Source organism: Polaromonas sp. YR568 (genome assembly GCF_943369415.1).
Taxonomy (GTDB): Bacteria; Pseudomonadota; Gammaproteobacteria; order Burkholderiales; family Burkholderiaceae_C; genus Polaromonas.
In genome coordinates this window covers 15,965-33,154 of sequence record NZ_CALRNF020000028.1, presented here as the reverse complement: position 1 = coordinate 33,154, position 17,190 = coordinate 15,965, and the positions used below count along the sequence as shown (strand labels likewise).

At 65.7% G+C, this 17,190-nt stretch carries 12 protein-coding genes and 1 riboswitch; of the genes, 8 read left to right on the top strand and 4 right to left on the bottom strand.

Going from position 1 to position 17,190, the window contains the following annotated elements; genetic code table 11:
- Positions 1–173: 173 nt before the first annotated feature.
- The gene (locus tag ACLV74_RS17385; protein WP_411880659.1) at positions 174–1,286 is read right to left on the bottom strand and encodes an ABC transporter substrate-binding protein; all 1,113 of its coding nucleotides are present in this window, start codon (positions 1,284–1,286) and stop codon (positions 174–176) included.
- Between the two features lie 191 nt (positions 1,287–1,477).
- Here ACLV74_RS17385 and uvrA point away from each other — a divergent pair, with 191 nt between their 5' ends.
- From uvrA to ACLV74_RS17365, 4 genes are all read left to right on the top strand, one after another.
- On the top strand, positions 1,478–7,354 hold the full coding sequence (uvrA, locus tag ACLV74_RS17380) for an excinuclease ABC subunit UvrA (RefSeq protein WP_411880658.1): 5,877 nt from the start codon (positions 1,478–1,480) through the stop codon (positions 7,352–7,354).
- A 187-nt stretch (positions 7,355–7,541) separates the two neighbouring features.
- A complete protein-coding gene (locus tag ACLV74_RS17375) occupies positions 7,542–8,156 on the top strand; it encodes a type IV toxin-antitoxin system AbiEi family antitoxin domain-containing protein (RefSeq protein WP_411880657.1) in 615 nt (204 codons plus the stop codon).
- A complete protein-coding gene (locus ACLV74_RS17370; protein WP_411880656.1) occupies positions 8,153–9,019 on the top strand; it encodes a nucleotidyl transferase AbiEii/AbiGii toxin family protein in 867 nt (288 codons plus the stop codon). Before ACLV74_RS17375 ends, ACLV74_RS17370 begins: the two co-directional genes overlap by 4 nt.
- Before the next feature lie 107 nt (positions 9,020–9,126).
- Positions 9,127–10,095 carry a tripartite tricarboxylate transporter substrate binding protein gene (locus ACLV74_RS17365; protein ID WP_411880655.1) on the top strand — a complete coding sequence of 323 codons (969 nt, stop codon included), beginning with the start codon at positions 9,127–9,129 and terminating at the stop codon, positions 10,093–10,095.
- A 3-nt stretch (positions 10,096–10,098) separates the two neighbouring features.
- On the opposite strand, the gene ACLV74_RS17360 is transcribed toward ACLV74_RS17365, so the two are convergent.
- Positions 10,099–10,680 (bottom strand): TetR/AcrR family transcriptional regulator, encoded by a 582-nt coding sequence (locus ACLV74_RS17360; protein WP_411880654.1) that lies wholly within the window; start codon positions 10,678–10,680, stop codon positions 10,099–10,101.
- Positions 10,681–10,783: 103 nt separating this feature from the next.
- On the opposite strand from ACLV74_RS17360, the gene ACLV74_RS17355 reads away from it, so the two are divergent.
- Complete coding sequence (locus ACLV74_RS17355) at positions 10,784–12,028, top strand: MFS transporter (protein WP_411880653.1); 1,245 nt, start codon at positions 10,784–10,786, stop codon at positions 12,026–12,028.
- Here ACLV74_RS17355 and ACLV74_RS17350 read toward each other — a convergent pair.
- Positions 12,025–12,819: an HAD family hydrolase gene (locus tag ACLV74_RS17350; RefSeq protein ID WP_411880652.1), complete on the bottom strand. Its 795-nt coding sequence runs from the start codon at positions 12,817–12,819 to the stop codon at positions 12,025–12,027. The genes ACLV74_RS17355 and ACLV74_RS17350 overlap by 4 nt on opposite strands.
- Positions 12,816–13,280, bottom strand: coding sequence for a DUF3592 domain-containing protein (locus ACLV74_RS17345; RefSeq protein ID WP_411880651.1), 465 nt, complete (start codon positions 13,278–13,280; stop codon positions 12,816–12,818). The genes ACLV74_RS17350 and ACLV74_RS17345 overlap by 4 nt, the downstream gene beginning before the upstream one ends.
- Positions 13,281–13,504: 224 nt before the next feature.
- A riboswitch (S-adenosyl-L-homocysteine riboswitch) is annotated at positions 13,505–13,577 on the top strand.
- A 100-nt stretch (positions 13,578–13,677) separates the two neighbouring features.
- On the opposite strand from ACLV74_RS17345, the gene ahcY reads away from it, so the two are divergent.
- The 3 genes from ahcY to metF all read left to right on the top strand — a co-directional run bounded on the left by ahcY (position 13,678) and on the right by metF (position 17,181).
- A complete protein-coding gene (gene ahcY, locus ACLV74_RS17340; protein WP_411880650.1) occupies positions 13,678–15,108 on the top strand; it encodes an adenosylhomocysteinase in 1,431 nt (476 codons plus the stop codon).
- 220 nt (positions 15,109–15,328) lie between these two features.
- Positions 15,329–16,342 (top strand): TlyA family RNA methyltransferase, encoded by a 1,014-nt coding sequence (locus tag ACLV74_RS17335; protein WP_411880649.1) that lies wholly within the window; start codon positions 15,329–15,331, stop codon positions 16,340–16,342.
- 8 nt (positions 16,343–16,350) lie between these two features.
- Positions 16,351–17,181, top strand: coding sequence for a methylenetetrahydrofolate reductase [NAD(P)H] (gene metF / locus ACLV74_RS17330; RefSeq protein ID WP_411880648.1), 831 nt, complete (start codon positions 16,351–16,353; stop codon positions 17,179–17,181).
- The last annotated feature ends 9 nt before the right edge of the window (positions 17,182–17,190 follow it).

Below are 17,190 nucleotides of genomic sequence, written 5' to 3'. Positions count from 1 at the left end.
CGGGCGCAAGGCGCCTGTCCCCCTGGGGGGAGGGGGCGCTACACGAAGTGAGCGTCAGCAGGGGGGGGGCTGCGGATCCACAAGCAGGGGCCGCGATCCGGCTTCGCCGGGCGCAAGGCGCCTGTCCCCCCGGGGGGAGGTGACGCTACACGAAGTGAGCGTCGGCAGGGGGGCTACCTCTTAAACTTGCCGTCCGTGCCGATGATGGACAGGTCGGCGAAGTCCAGGCCGGTGTGGTCCTCGGTGCTGTAGCTCACTTCCAGCCCGCCTATGTCGAGCTTGCGCAGGCCTTCGAGCGCCGCCTGGATTTTTTCGCGTGTGGGCTTGGCGCCGGCGCGGCGCAGGGCCTCCACCAGCACCTTGGCGGCGGCAAAGCCTTCCAGCATGGCAGGGCTGACCTCACTCTGCCCTTTGGCCTTGGCCAGTTCCTGCGCTTCCTTCACCATGGGGTAGGCGATGGAGCGCTCGTACGGGAAGACCTGGGTCACGATGACGCCGCGCGCGTTTTCGCCCAGGCTTTTCACAAAACCGCCCGAGGCATTGTTGGACAGCGTGACGATCTGCGCCGTGGAGCCGACCGCGCGGAAGGCCTTGATGCCGTCGACCACGGCCTGGCCCGAGGCCACCATGATGAGGGCCTGCGCGTTGGACTGCGCGACCTTGGGCGCGATGGGCCCGAAGTCGGGTTTGGAACGGTCGAATTTTTCGAGCACGGCGGGTTGCAGCTTGGCCGTGGCCAACCCTTTCTGCGCGCCCATGACGCCGTCCGCCCCGAAGCTGTCGTCGGCATAGACGATGCCGATGCGCGTGATGCCCATGGAGTTCAGGTGGGTCACCGCTTTTTCGGCTTCACGCTGGTAGGTGGCGCGCACGTTGAAGACGTATTTCTTGACCGGCTGGTGCAGCACCATGGCGCCGGTGGACGGGCCTATCAGGGGCACGCCGTTTTTCTCGAGGATGGGGATGATGGCCTCGGTGTGCGGCGTGCCGCGGTTGAGGAACAGGGCCACCACGTTCTGCTCTTCCACCAGCTTGCGGGCGTTTTCCGCCGCGAGCTTGGGCTCGAATTTGTCGTCGAGCGAGATCAACTCTATCTTCTGCCCGTTCACGCCGCCTTTGGCGTTGACGGCGTCGATATAGAGCTTGGCGCCGTCGGTGGTTTCCTTGACGCCGGCGCCCACGGGGCCGGTGAAGCCGGCGGTCTGCCCGATCAGGATTTGGGCCTGGCTCAGGTGGCTTGCGGCAGCGATCGCGACGGCCGCGAACAAGCGGTGTATTTTTTGCATGCGCTCTCTCCTTGATGAATCAACCCAGACCTCCCAAGTTAAACATAAACACGTGAAAACGGCGAGCAGGAAAACCAGAATTCGCCCTGATTGGCGCGACGAAACCCGGTAAAAAGGCCATTAATCCCTACGCCATGCTGTGCCGGGGGCTTTGCCTAGAATGTTTGACCTCTTCAGGAAAGACCTCACCCATGTCCCAGGGAACCATCCGCATCCGCGGTGCTCGCCAGCACAACCTCAAAAACATAGACCTCGACATCCGCACCGGTGAAATGACGGTGGTCACCGGCCCCAGCGGCTCGGGCAAGTCCTCCCTGGTGTTCGACACCCTGTTCGCCGAAGGCCAGCGCCGTTACGTGGAGACTTTTTCGGCCTATGCGCGGCAGTTCCTGGACCGCATGGACAAGCCGGCCGTCGACAAGGTGGAGGGCGTGCCGCCCGCCATCGCCATCGACCAGACCAACCCGGTGCGCAGTTCGCGCTCCACCGTCGGCACCATGACGGAGCTCAACGACCACCTGAAGCTGCTCTACGCGCGCGCCGCGCAGCTGTTCGACAAACAGACCGCGCAGAATGTGCGCCACGACACGCCCGAATCGATCTACGCTGAGATCATGGCGCGCACCAAAGTGGGTGATCCGCGCATGGTGCTGACCTTCCCGGTCGAGCTGCCGGGCAACACCAGCGCCGAGCAGGTCGAGCAGTGGCTGTCCGTCAGCGGCTTCACGCGTGTGCATGCCCAGCGTGACGTCGCCACGCCGGCCGGGCCGCACAAGCTGCTGGACGTGGTGGCCGACCGCTTCCGCGCCCATGCGGTGGAAAAATCCCGCGTGATGGATGCGATTGAGACCGCGCTCAAGCGCGGCGGCAGGCTCAATGTCTATGTGCAGCACGCCGAGGATGGACAACCCGACGTGATGTGGCGCTTCTCGACGGGCCTGCACTGTCCCGACAGCGACCTGCGCTACACCAACCCCACGCCTTCGCTGTTCTCCTTCAACTCGGCCATGGGCGCCTGCGAAACCTGCCGCGGCTTCGGCCGCGTGATCGGCGTCGACTACGGCCTGGTGATCCCCAACGACAAGCTGACGCTGCGCGCCGGCGCCATCAAGACCATACAGACCCCGGCGTGGAAGGAAGCGCAGGACGATTTGATGCGCCACGCCGAGGCGGCCGGCATCCCGCGCGACACGCCCTGGTACAAGCTCACGCCCGAGCAGCAGGGCTGGGTCGTCAACGGCACGCCGGGCTACAAGGACGGTAACTGGAACAAGCAGTGGTACGGCATCAAGCGCTTCTTCGAATACCTCGAAAGCAAGGCCTACAAGATGCACATCCGTGTGCTGCTGTCCAAGTACCGCAGCTACACGCCCTGCGAGACCTGCGGCGGCGCGCGCCTCAAGCTCGAGTCGCTGCTCTGGCGCCTGGGTTCCAAAGAAGCCGCCGACGCGGTGCTGCCGCCCGGCCAGCGCTTCATGCCGGTGGGCGTGCAGTGGAGCCGAGAGCAGCTCGAAGCCCTGCCGGGCCTGGCGCTGCACGACCTGATGCGCCTGCCCATAGACAGGCTGCGCCAGTTCTTCAGCGGCCTGTCGCTCGATGTGATGGGCGACGACGCCGAACTGCAGGCGCTCAAGTCGCTGTTCGAGGAAATCCAGACGCGCGTGAAATACCTGTGTGACGTCGGCATCGGCTACCTCACGCTGGACCGCCAAAGCCGCACGCTCTCGGGCGGCGAGGTGCAGCGCATCAACCTCACGACGGCGCTGGGCACCTCGCTGGTCAACACGCTGTTTGTGCTGGACGAGCCTTCCATCGGCCTGCACCCGCGCGACATGAACCGCATCACCCAGGCCATGCACCGGCTGCGCGACGCGGGCAACACGCTGGTGGTGGTCGAGCACGACCCGGCCGTGATGCTGGCGGCCGACCGCCTGATCGACATGGGCCCGGGCCCCGGCGAGAAGGGCGGCCAGATCGTGTTCGACGGCACGCCCGACGACATCAAGCATGCCGACACGCTGACCGGCGCCTACCTGGGTTCGCGCAAGCAGGTGGGCATGGGCTTCAAGCGCCCGGTGACGGACAACACGCCGCGCCTCATCCTCGAAGGCGCGCGCGACCACAACCTGAAAAACCTGACGGTGGACTTCCCGCTGCAGCGCCTGGTCTGCGTGACCGGCGTCAGCGGCTCGGGCAAGTCCACGCTGATGCAGGACATCCTGGCGCCGGCGCTGCTGCGCCAGTTCGGCAAGGCGACCGAAACGCCGGGCCTGCACGACCGCCTGATGGGCGCCGACCACCTGACCGACGTGGTGTTCGTCGACCAGTCGCCTATCGGCAAGACGGCGCGTTCCAACCCGGCCAGCTATGTGGGCGCCTGGGACGCGGTGCGCGACCTGTTCGCGCTGGCGCCGCTGGCCAAGCAGCGCAGCTACACCGCCACCAAGTTCAGCTTCAACAACGGCGACGGCCGCTGCCCGACCTGCGGCGGCTCGGGCTTCGAGCACGTCGAGATGCAGTTCCTGAGCGACGTCTACCTGCGCTGCCCCGACTGCGACGGCAAGCGCTACCGCGCCGAGATCCTGGAAGTGACGATTGAGCGCAAGGCGATAGGCGACCTCAAGCCGCGCCTGCTCAATGTGTCCGACGTGCTGGACCTCACGGTGAGCGAGGCGATTGCCTTGTTCGCGCAGGACCGCGAGGTGGTGCGCGCGCTGCAGCCCATCGTCGACGTGGGCCTGGAATACGTGAAGCTGGGCCAGCCCGTGCCCACGCTCTCGGGCGGCGAGGCGCAGCGCCTGAAGCTCGCGGGTTTCCTGGCCAATGCCAGCAAGGCCACGACCACAGCCAGCAGGCAGGCGCTGGCGCTGCGGCAGCCCGGGCGCGGCACGCTGTTTTTGTTCGACGAGCCGACCACCGGCCTGCACTTCGACGACATCGCCAAGCTGATGCGCGCGCTGCGCAAGCTGCTGGAGGCCGGCCACTCGCTGATCGTGATCGAGCACAACCTCGACGTGATCCGCTCGGCCGACTGGCTCATCGACCTGGGGCCCGAAGGCGGCGAGGCCGGCGGCCTGCTGGTGGCCCAGGGCACGCCTGAAGAGGTGCGCGAGCACCCGACCTCGCACACCGCGCTTGCGCTGCGTGAATACGAACAGGCCATGGGCAAGGTGCACGGCGTCGAAGAGTCGCGCCCCAAGGTGTGGGCCACGCGCCCGGCCTTCTCCAACCTGATCCAGATCGTCAACGCGAAAGAGAACAACCTCAAAAGCCTGTCGGTCGACATCCCGCGCGGCAAGTTCAACGTGGTGACGGGTGTGTCGGGCTCCGGCAAGTCCACGCTGGCCTTTGACATCCTGTTCAACGAAGGGCAGCGCCGCTACCTCGAGTCGCTGAACGCCTACGCGCGCAGCATCGTGCAGCCGGCGGGCCGGCCCGAGGTCGATGCCGTGTACGGCATCCCGCCCACCGTGGCGATCGAGCAGCGCCTGTCGCGCGGCGGGCGCAAGTCCACCGTGGGCACGACCACCGAAGTCTGGCATTTCCTGCGCCTGCTGTACGTGAAGCTGGGCATACAGCACTGCACCAAGGACGGCGCGGCGGTGATGCCGCAAAGCCCCGAGAGCATCGCGGCGCAGCTGCTCAAGAGCTACCGCGGCCAGCACATAGGCCTGCTGGCCCCGCTGGTGATCGCGCGCAAGGGTGTCTACACCGAGCTGGCCGACTGGGCGCGGCCGCGCGGCTACACACACCTGCGCATCGACGGCGAGTTTTTGCCGACCACCGGTTTCCCGCGCATTGACCGCTTCAAGGAGCACACGGTCGAGCTGCCGATTGCGGACATCCATGTCTCGCCCGACAACGAGGCCGCGCTGCGGTCGGCGCTGGCCACCGCGCTGGAGCATGGCAAGGGCGTGGTCCACGTGCTGGCGCCGCTGGATGGTTTGCGCGGCGCGATGATGGCCGGCGCCAGCGCCAAAAACATCGGCAAGCTGATCGCGTTTTCGACCAAGCGCGCCTGCCCGGTCTGCGCGACCTCGTATGCCGAGCTGGACCCGCGCCTCTTCAGCTACAACAGCAAGCACGGCTGGTGTCCCGACTGCGTGGGCACCGGCGTCAAGCTCACCAAGGAACAGCGCAAGGTGTTCGACGACTCGGTGATGGACGACGACAACAAGGGCCGCGAGCAGAGTTTTGCCGAGCCCGAGGTCGAAGACGTGGCCGGCACCGCCTGCCCGACCTGCGAAGGCACGCGGCTCAACGCCAAGGCCCGCGCGGTGAAGTTCGCCGGCGTCGGCATTGCCGACATCGCGGCGCTGTCGGTGACGGACGTGCGGCGCTGGGTCGAAAAACTCGCGCTGCTGGGCCGCGAGGCCGGCATCGCGCGCGACCTGATCCCCGAAATCAAGAGCCGTCTCGAATTTCTGGAAGACGTGGGCCTGGGTTACCTCACGCTGGACCGCGGCGCGCCCACGCTTTCGGGCGGCGAGGCGCAGCGCATACGGCTGGCGGCGCAGCTGGGCTCCAACCTGCAGGGCGTCTGCTACGTGCTGGACGAGCCGACGATCGGCCTGCATCCGCGCGACAACCAGATCCTGCTGAGCGCGCTGGGCAAGCTCAGCGACCGCGGCAACACCCTGGTGGTGGTCGAGCATGACGAAGACACCATACGCCGCGCCGACAACATCATCGACATCGGGCCCGGCGCGGGCAAGCGCGGCGGCACGCTGGTGGCGCAGGGCACGGCGGCGCAGCTGTCGGCCGTGCCGGAATCGCTGACCGGCCGCTACCTGGCCAACCCCTTGATTCACCCGCTGCAACTGCGGCGTGAAACCAGCAAGGGCGTGGCGCCGGCGGCCGTGGTGAAGGAGGCCGTCACCGACGCCACCGCCAAGCCCGTGAGCAAGCAGAAAGCGGCATTGCTCAAGGCCGCGGCGCTGAAAGCCGCGGCGGCCAATGCCAGCGCGCTGCACAACGCCGCGCCCGCCGCGGCCAGCAAGTTCACCTCCTGGCTCACGGTGGTCAACGCCGACCTGCACAACCTCAAGGACGTGTCGGTCACCGTGCCGCTGTACCGCCTGGTGGCGGTGACGGGCGTGTCGGGATCGGGCAAGTCCACACTCGCGCGCGACGTGCTGTTGACCAATGTGCATGCCGGCGTGATGCAGCGCTCCACCAAGGCCGGGCGCGACGCCGACGACAAGGGCAAGACGCCGGACTGGACCGGCTGCGAACGCATCGAAGGATATGCGGCAGTGGACCGCGTGCTCGAAGTCGACCAGACGCCGATCGGCAAGACGCCGCGCTCCTGCCCGGCCACCTACATCGGTTTCTGGGACACCATACGCAAGCTGTTCGCCGACACGCTGGAAGCCCGCGCGCGCGGCTACAGCGCCGGGCGTTTCTCGTTCAACACCGGCGAAGGCCGCTGCCCGACCTGCGAGGGCGCGGGCGTGCGCACCATAGGCATGAGCTTTTTGCCCGACGTGAAGGTGCTGTGCGAAACCTGCCACGGCGCGCGCTTCAACCCCGAAACCCAGGCCGTGACCTGGCGCGGCAAGAACATCGGCGACGTGCTGAAGATGGAAGTGGACGAGGCGGTGGACTTCTTCGCCTCCATGCCCAACATCAGCCACCCGCTGCAGCTGCTCAAAGACGTGGGCCTGGGCTACCTCACGCTGGGCCAGCCCTCGCCGACGCTGTCGGGCGGGGAAGCGCAGCGCATCAAGCTGGTGACCGAACTCAGCAAGGTGCGCGACGACATCACGCGCCGCGGCCAGAAGGCGCCGCACACGCTCTACGTGCTGGACGAGCCCACCGTGGGCCTGCACATGGCCGACGTCGAAAAGCTGATCCACGTGCTGCACCGCCTGGTCAACGGCGGCCACAGCGTGGTGGTGATCGAACACGACCTGGACGTGATCGCCGAAGCCGACTGGGTGATTGACCTGGGCCCGGATGGCGGCAATGCCGGCGGGCGTGTGGTGGCGTCGGCGCCGCCTGAGGCTGTGGTCAAGCTGGGGACGCATACCGGGAATGCGCTGAGGAGCGTATTGGCAAGAGCTTGAACACCCCGTCCAGGCTCACTGCGTGTAGCCTGTTCCCCCTCAAGGGGCGGCGCCTGCGGCCCGGCAAAGCCGGTTCCGCGGCCCCTGTTGGCTTGCGGGCTCTTGCAATCAGATGATTGAGCGGGTTGTTCCAATTTTTCGTCGAATATTTGCATTCGACGAAAAAATGGAACATACTCCAGGGGTCATGAACCCTCACACCAAGGTCATCCCCGCCCAGCGCATCCTTGATCTGGCTCGCCAGAAAGGCATGCTGCGACCTGGTGACCTGAAGGGTGTGGGGGCTGCAAGGGTGATGCTGACCCGGATGACGGCCAGCGGCCAGCTGGAAAAAGTGGGTCGCGGCCTGTACCGGCTTCCGGGCGCCAATGCGTCTGAGCACGAGACGCTCACCGCTGTCGCCACCAAGGTGCCGCAGGCGGTGTTCTGCCTGCTCACGGCACTCCAGTTTCACGGCCTGACCACCCAGCTTCCGCGCCAGGTGTGGATCGCCATGCCGCGCGGCAGCCATGTGCCCAGGCTGGACTATCCGCCGGTGAAGATGGTGCAGTTCACCGGCGAGGCCTACACGGAAGGCGTGGAAGTCTTTGAGCGCGACCAGGTATCGCTGCGCGTCTACGGCGTGGCCAAAACAGTGGCCGACTGCTTCAAGCACCGCAACAAGATTGGCCTCGACGTGGCGCTGGAGGCGCTGCGGGATGCGCGCTCACAAAAGAAGGCCTCTGCTGACGATCTCTGGCGTTTCGCCAAGATTTGCCGCGTCGCCAACGTGATGCGCCCCTACCTTGAGGTGATCGAATGAGCAAGGACCTTGCCGCATCGGTGCGCGCGCGTCTGTTGAACATGGCGAAAGCCGAGCAATCGGACTTCAACGGCGTGCTGGTCCGTTATGCGCTTGAGCGCCTGCTGTACCGCCTGAGCCAGTCTGCGCATGCCGACCGCTTCCTGCTCAAAGGCGCCATGTTGTTCACGCTCTGGTACGACATGCCGCACAGGCCCACACGCGACGTGGACCTGCTGGGCTTTGGACCCAGCGACCTGGCCTCCATCACGCAAACCTTCAAGGACATTGCTTCGGTGGTGGCTGAAGACGGCATGCGCTTTGACCCTGAAAGTGTGGCCGCTGAAGAAATTCGCAAAGAAGCGGGTTATGCCGGGGTGCGGGTCCTCATCAGCGCGGAACTGGCCGGCGCACGCGTGAAGGCACAGGTTGACATCGGCTTTGGCGACGCCGTGACCCCCGGGCCTGTGCAAGCCGTGTATCCCGTCATGCTGGATGACTTTCCGGCGCCGGCGCTGCAAGCCTATCCGGTGTACACGGTGATCGCCGAAAAGCTGCATGCCATTGCCTTGCTTGGCATGACCAACAGCCGGTTGAAAGACTACCTGGATTTGTCCGTGTTGCTGGAACGTGAAACGCTGGACGCGGACATTCTTGCGAAAGCGATTGCCGGCACCTTTCAACGGCGCGGCATGCCGGTTCCGGACACGCTGCCCGTCGGCCTCAGCGATGAATTCGCCAACGATGCATCACGACAGGCTTTGTGGCGCGCCTTCCTCAAAAAGAACCAACTCGATGGAGTGCCGTTGCCGGAACTGGTCGCTGCATTGCGCGCCAGGTTCGAGCCCGCATTGCAACACGCCGTATCGGTGGAAGGCGTTTGATAAACGGCTGACGCAAACGCGACAGCCCTTCAGGTGTTGCCCTGATGCGGCGCCGGCGGGCGGCACGCATGATGGGAGCTGCCCGCCACCCGACAAGGAGACACGCCATGCAACGCCGCCCCTTTCTGCACACTGCCGCCGTCCTGGCCTTGATCGCCGCCGCGGCCATGCCGGCACAGGCGCAGACCTTTCCGGTCAAACCCATCAAGCTGGTGATTGCCTTCCCGGCCGGCGGGCCGACCGACATCACCATGCGCTCTTTGGCCGACAACGCCGGCAAGATCCTGGGCCAGCCAGTGATTGTGGAGAACAAGCCCGGCGCGGGCGGCACCCTGCCGGCGCAACAGTTGCAAAGCGCGCCGGCCGACGGCTACACGCTGGCGCAGATTCCGCTGGGCGTGTTCCGCCTGGGCTACACGACCAAGATCAACTGGGACCCGGTCAAGGACATCAGCTATGTGATCAATGTGACGGGCTACGCCTTCGGCATCGTGGTGCCGGCCGACAGCCCGCTCAAGACCTGGGCCGACTTTGTGGCCTATGCCAAGGCGAATCCCGGCAAGCTGACCTATGGCTCCACCGGCACGCTGACCAGCCCGCACCTGACGACCGAGCTGATCGCGCAAAAGGCCGGCATCGAGCTGCAGCACGTGCCTTACAAGGGCAGCGCGGACTTGATGCTGGCGCTGGTCAGCGGCCAGCTGATGGCGGGCGCCGACAGCACCGGCTTTGCGCCGCAGGTCGAGGCCGGCAAGCTGCGTGTGCTCAACACCTGGGGCGAGAAGCGGCTGGACAAATTCCCGAACGCGCCCACGCTGAAAGAGCTGGGCTACGACATGGTGCAGAACTCGCCCTTCGGCATAGGCGCGCCCAAGGGCACGCCGCCCGAGGTGGTGAAACGTTTGCACGATGCCTTCAAGAAGGCGATGGAGGAACCCAGCTACGTCGCCGCGCTGGGCCGTTACGACATGCTGCCCAATTACATGAGTTCGGCGGAGTACACGAAGTTTGCGCAGGACACGGTTGGCCGGGAGAAGGTGCTCATCGACAAGCTCGGGTTAGCGAAACCCAACTAAGGCTTAGCGCCCGGCGTCCTGGATGCCGGCCAGCACAAACACCTCACCGGCGAGTTGCTCCGCCATGGCCGGCTGCACGCCCGCACCAAAAATCAACCGGTAAATGATGGGCGCCATCATGTGGTCCAGCACCTGTTGCACGCTGGGGGTGGCGTCGCCGCGCGCTTTGGCCCGGTTCACCAGCACGGTGGCTTCCTTGCGGCGGTTTTTCAGGCAGTTGGTTTCTTCCGAGCCGGCCAGCGCGGCCGCGGCCTTCAGCAGCGAGGCGTTGCCAGGCTTGTTGAGGTGGGTGATCAGTTCCTGCGCCCAAGCGGTGAGTTCGGCTTTCAGGTCGCCAGTTTCGGGCAGCGGGCGGTCCGGGTCCAGGCGCCGCGTCGCGGTTTCGTCGAGCAGGCCGTTCACGTCGCCCCAGCGCCGGTAGATGCTGGAGGCGCTGACGCCGGCGCGCTCGGCGACGGCCGGCACGGTGACCTTGTCGCGGCCTTCCTGGGCAATCAGTTCTTCCAGTGCCTTGCGCACCACGGCTTGTACCTGTGCGCTGCGTCCGCCTGGGCGTTTGGCCTGGGTTGTCATGAGAGTGTTCATGGCTCAAGTTTAGCTTAAAGCCACGATGTTTGCGTTAATTTTAAAAGCGGCGTAAAATTCACAAACGCAAATAAATTCGCTTTAAGAAAGTTGAGCGTTTCCCATGACTGCCTCCACCACCGCCTCCACCACCGCCTCTTCCCAGCCTTCGCCTGCCGCCGCCCGCTGGCGCCTGCCTGCCAAGGCGGCCTTCCCGCTGCTGGCCATCCTGCTGTTCGCCTTCTTCGTGGCGGGCAGCGCGCCTTCGCCGCTGTTTGTCGTGTTCCAGCAGCAGTGGGGCTTTTCGCCGGCGCTGCTGACGGTGGCCTTCGCGATCTACGCGATTGCACTGCTGGCCTCGCTGCTGGTGGCCGGCTCGCTTTCCGACCACATAGGCCGGCGGCCCGTGGTGTTTACCGCCTTGCTGCTGCAGGCCGGCGCCATGCTGACCTTTTTGATGGCCGGGAGCATCAACGGCATCATCGCGGCGCGCATCGTGCAGGGCATCGCGACCGGCATGGTCAGCGGCGCGCTGACGGCGGCGGTGGTGGAGGCCGCCCCGGCTGCGCAAAAGCGCCTGGGCGCAATGATAGGCAGCGTCTCGCCGCTGGCGGGCCTGGCCGTGGGCGCGCTGCTGACCGGTGTTGCCGTGCAATACGCGCTGCACCCGGTGCCGCTGGTGTTCGGCGTGCTGGCCGCCATCTGTGTCATCGGTGCGGTCGCCACGCTGTTCCTGCCTGAAAGCGTCACGCCGCGCCCCGGCGCGCTGGCCTCGCTGGTGCCGCGCATCTCGGTGCCGGTGCAGGCGCGCGCCGAATTCGTGCGCGGCGTGCCGACCATGCTGGCCGTGTGGTCCTTTGCCGGGCTCTACCTGTCGCTGGTGCCCTCGGTGCTGCAGCAGATCTTCGGCATCCACAACGGCATCGTCAACGGCCTGGCGATTGCGGCCTTCTTCGGCCTCGGTTCCGTCTCGCCGACCCTGCTGAGAAGCCTGCCGCCGGTGCGCATGAGCGCCATCGGCATGAGCCTGCTGGCCGTAGGCGCCGGCCTGGTGGCCGTGTCGCTGGCCACACATTCGGTGGGGCTGTTCTTTGTGGGCACGGCGCTGTCCGGTTTCGGCGGCGGCTCGGCTTTCTCGGCCCAGGTGCAGACGCTGGCGCCGATGGGACAGCCCCATCAGCGCGCCGAACTGTTCGCCGCGCTGTACGCCACCAGCTACCTGGCCTTCAGCGTGCCCGCCATGCTGGCCGGCCGGCTGATCGCGCCGCTGGGTTTGCCGGCCACGGTGGAGGGGTATGCCGCGCTGGTGCTGGCGGTGGCGGCCCTGGGCGCCTGGCTGCGCTGGACCTCGCTGCGCCGCGCTGGCTAATCCAGCAGCGCCCGGACCACTTCGGTGAAACCTGCGCCGCGTTCACGGCCTGTCACATAACGCGGCAGGTGCGCCAGCTGCGGCACAAAACGCGCGATATTGGCCACGCCCACGCTGTTGGCAAAGGTCTTGAACATCAGCTGGTCGTTGGTGGAGTCACCCACGTAGGCCCACTGATCCATTTCGGCATCGAGGTCGCGCTGCCAGAGTTCACGCACGATCCAGCGCGCGCCTTCGAGCTTGTTGTGGTCGCCGTACCAGCCGTTGATGTGGATGCTGCTCACGGTGGCATGCATGCCCTCGCTTTTCATGAGCGCCACCACGGCGGCGATCTGCGCGTCGCTCAGTTGCGTGAACTCGCTGTGGTCGATGGCGATGTCGGTCTCGCGGCCCGGCGAGTCGGTGGCGCGGTGCGCGCCGGGCAGCTCGCGTTCTATGCGCGCCAGCACGGCCTGCATGCGCGCGAAGTTGGCGCTGCGCGTGGCCGCATCCTGCTGGTAGATTTTTGACAGCGGGCGCGGTGCGGCGCTCGCGGCATCGGGCAGCAGCGCCACGGCGCCGTTCTCGGCCACGATGGCATCGACAGGCCAGCGCGCGGCGAAGGGTTCGCTCCAGCCCACGGGCCGGCCGGTGATGGCCACGACCTTCAGCCCGGCGGCTTTCAATTTCCCCAGGGCCTCCAGCGCATCAGGGGTGATTTCGCCTTCGGTGGTCAGTGTGTCGTCGATGTCGGTGAAGACGCCGGTGATCTGCGCGCGCTCGGTGGGCGGCCAGGATAGGAGGTCATTCATCGTTGCTTTCTGAGGATTCTGATGCCCGTCACGATGCCAAAGCCCATGAAGAGCAGGCCGAAGCAGGCCTGAATCCAATCGTTGCACCAGAGTCTTCCGGGTTGGAGCACAGCTTCGGAAGGGTGTGCAGGATCGTAATACACGTCCACCGTGTCGCCTTTCCTGAACTCAGCCTGGAACTCCCTGAGTTCATTCCCCGACATGCAGCTGTCTGCTGCGCGGATGCGCTGGCCCGTGAACTGCGTGCCTTTCGCACTGTAGCGGTAGGCGGCACGCGGCGGATAACACCTGGATCGTGGGCCGTTTGGCGCCCCCGCATCAGAAGAAAGCATCTCGGCGTCGCCTTCTTCCCAATCGAGGGTTTGCCAGGCCCGAAACGCCTTCAGTGCAAAGTCGCCGCTTAATCCCATACCGCCGACCAGCGAGAGGGCACAGCACACGAGCAAAAAACGGCGCCGCATCACCTGGCTCCGGTGCCCGGGAATGCGCCGGCGAAAGGGTCACGGAGACAGCGCGCTGTAGGTTCTTGCATGGTGAAATTTTCGCATGCTGGATGTGGCCCCACGGTTGCTCACTTCGTGTAGCGCCCTGCCCCCCGAGGGGGCCGCTGCGCCTGCGGTCTGGCAAAGCCAGTCCCGCGGCCCCTGCTGGGGTTGCTTATGGATTGGTTTCGGTATAATCGTGGCTTCCTGAGGAGCGTTGCAAGCCACATCACGTGGACCAGGCTCAGGACTTCATTGCAACCACGCTCACCCGCATGTGCTCTCTCAAGCCGGGTGAATGATTGAATTCCCCCTCCCTTGAATGGCGCATGCCTGTGGCGATTTTGCCCTTTGCGTTTGATTTTTGGAGAACCGTATGAGCGCCGTCTTGAAGCCTTCCACCGACCACATCATTGCCGACATTTCGCTTGCCGCCTGGGGCCGCAAGGAACTGAATATCGCCCAGACCGAAATGCCCGGCCTGATGGCCATCCGCGAAGAGTTCGCGAAGGCGCAGCCGCTCAAGGGCGCGCGCATCACCGGCTCGCTGCACATGACGATCCAGACCGGCGTGCTGATCGAAACCCTGCAGGCCCTGGGCGCCGACGTGCGCTGGGCTTCGTGCAACATCTTCTCGACGCAGGACCATGCCGCCGCCGCCATCGCGGCCGCGGGCACGCCGGTGTTCGCCATCAAGGGCGAAACCCTGGCCGACTACTGGGACTACACCCACCGCATCTTTGAATTCAGCGGTGCCAAGGGCACGCCTGAAGAAGGCCCCAACATGATCCTGGACGACGGCGGCGACGCAACGCTGCTGATGCACCTGGGCACCAAGGCCGAAAAAGACGCCAGCCTGATCTCCAAGCCCACGAGCGAAGAAGAGATCTGCCTGTTCAACTCGATCAAGGCCAAGCTCGCGCAGGACCCGACCTGGTACAGCCGCCGCCTGAAGAACATCATCGGCGTGACCGAAGAAACCACCACCGGCGTGCTGCGCCTCAATGAAATGTCGGCGAAGGGCACGCTGGCCCTGCGCGCCATCAACGTGAACGACTCCGTCACCAAGTCCAAGTTCGACAACCTCTACGGCTGCCGCGAATCGCTGGTCGATGCCATCAAGCGCGCCACCGACGTGATGGTGGCCGGCAAGGTCGCCTGTGTGGCCGGTTACGGCGACGTGGGCAAGGGTTCGGCCCAGGCGCTGCGCGCGCTGTCCGCCCAAGTCTGGGTGACCGAGATCGACCCGATCAACGCCCTGCAGGCCGCAATGGAAGGCTACAAGGTCGTGACCATGGAATACGCCGCCGACAAGGCCGACATTTTTGTGTCCGCCACCGGCAACAAGAACGTCATCACTTACGACCACATGGCGAAGATGAAAGACCAGGCCATCGTCTGCAACATCGGCCACTTCGACAATGAGATCGACGTCGCCGCACTCGAAAAATGCACCTGGGAAGAGATCAAGCCGCAAGTCGACCACGTGATCTTCCCGGACGGCAAGCGCATCATCCTGCTGGCCAAGGGCCGCCTCGTGAACCTCGGCTGCGGCACGGGCCACCCGAGCTTCGTGATGTCGTCCAGCTTCGCCAACCAGACCATCGCGCAGATCGAGCTGTTCACCAAGCAGGCCGACTATGAAGTGGGCAAGGTCTACGTGCTGCCCAAGCACCTCGACGAAAAGGTCGCGCGCTTGCACCTGAAGAAGGTCGGCGCGATGCTGACCGAGTTGAGCGACGAGCAGGCCGCGTACATCGGTGTCAGCAAGGCCGGCCCGTACAAGGCAAATACCTACCGCTATTAATTAGCGGCGGTATTCCTCCCTCTCCCCTTGCGGAGAGGGCAGGGGTGAGGGCCTGCGGCGCCAATCGACCCGCGCGGGTTTTTTGAGGCCGCCGGCCCTCGCCCCAACCCTCTCCCAAAGGGAGAGGGAGTAAGAAGGGCCCCCGAAAGACAGGTGCCCCGAGCAAGACACACGGACTCCGCCTGGATGGTTTCAGGCGCGAGGCCCATCATGGAGCTACATGCGCGCTGACCTCTTCCTCGTCGACCACGGCCATGCCGCCACCCGCTCACAGGCCCAGCGCCTGATTGCCGCGGGCGTGCAGTGGCGCCCGGAAGCCGATGCGCCCTGGAAGAAGGTTGCCAAGAACGGCGACGAGATCCCGGAAGGCGCCGAACTGCAGCTGCTGGACACCACGGAAGCCAAGTACATCTCGCGCGGAGGGCTCAAGCTCGAAGGCGCGCTCAAGGCCACGGGCCTCAGCGTGGCCGGCCTGCGCTGCCTGGACATCGGCCAATCGACCGGCGGCTTCACCGACTGCCTGCTGCAGCACGGCGCCGTGCAGGTGGTGGGTGTCGACGTGGGCCACGGCCAGCTGCATCCCAGCCTGCGCGAAGACCCGCGCGTGGTCTGCATCGAAGGCGTCAATGCGCGGTCCATGACGGCTGCGGACCTGGTGGCCGGCCATGCGGGCGACTCGGAAGACATGGATTTTGGCGATGACTTCGATGACGAAGAGACGGGTGAAGAAAGCCCGGCCATTGAAGCGAACTTCGACTTCATGACCGGCGACCTGTCCTTCATCTCGCTCACGCTGGTGCTGCCCGCGGTGGTGCGCCTGCTCAAGCCCGGCGGCGATTTGCTGATGCTGGTCAAGCCGCAGTTTGAATTGCAGCCCGGCCAGATCGGCAAGGGCGGCATCGTGCGCGATGCCGCGCATTTCGAGTTTGTGGAAAAGCGTTTGCGCGATGCCTGTGCGGCCCTGGGGCTGGAGGTCAAAGCCTGGCTGGCTTCGCCGATTGAAGGCGGCGACGGCAACCGTGAATTTTTCATCCAGGCGGTCAAGGGCGATGACGTTGCCGGCGAAGACCAGCCGCTGCCGGCCGCGCCGCAGCGCAAGGTCGCCAAGCGCGTGCCGCGCGGCGAACTGCGTGCCGCGCGGGCGCCGCACGAAGACTCCGAACTCGCGCATGCCGGCCAACCCGGTCCGGCGCGCGGCAAGCGGCGCGACAAGAAAACCGATAACGACGAGTGAGATCCGAGATGAACCTGCCTCTCAGCTTTGAATTCTTCCCGCCCAAGACGCCCGAAGGCGCCGCGAAACTGCGCTTGGCGCGCCAGGACCTCTATGCGCACAAGCCCGAGTTCTGCTCGGTCACCTTCGGCGCCGGCGGCTCCACGCAAGAGGGTACTTTCGGCACGGTGAAGGAAATCCTGGACGAAGGCGTGGCCGCGGCCAGCCATTTCTCCTGTGTGGGCGCGACCAAGACCACGGTGCGCGAGCAGCTGGCCACGCTGCGGGCCATGGGCGTCAAGCGCCTGGTGGCGCTGCGCGGCGACCTGCCCAGCGGCTACGGCGCCGGCGGCGAGTTCCATTACGCGAGCGACCTGGTGGCCTTTATTCGCGAGGAAACCGGCGACGCCTTCCGCATCGAGGTCGCGGCCTACCCCGAGATCCACCCCCAGGCCAAATCGGCCGATGCCGACCTGCAGGCCTTCGTCAAAAAGGTCAAGGCAGGCGCCGACTCGGCCATCACCCAGTATTTCTTCAACCCCGACGCCTACTTCCGCTTCGTCGACGACGCGCAGGCGCTCGGTGTGGACCTGCCCATCGTGCCCGGCATCATGCCGATCACCAGTTCCACACAGCTCATGCGCTTTTCCGACGCCTGCGGTGCCGAGATCCCGCGCTGGATACGCCTGCGCCTGCAGGGCTTCGGCGACGACACCGCGTCCATCAGGAGCTTCGGCCTGGACGTGATCACCGGCCTGTGCGAGCAGCTGTATGCCGCGGGCGTGCCCGGCATCCATTTCTACACGATGAACCAGGCCGCCGCGACGACCGAAATCATCCGGCGGCTGCAGCGCGCCTGAGCGCGGCCA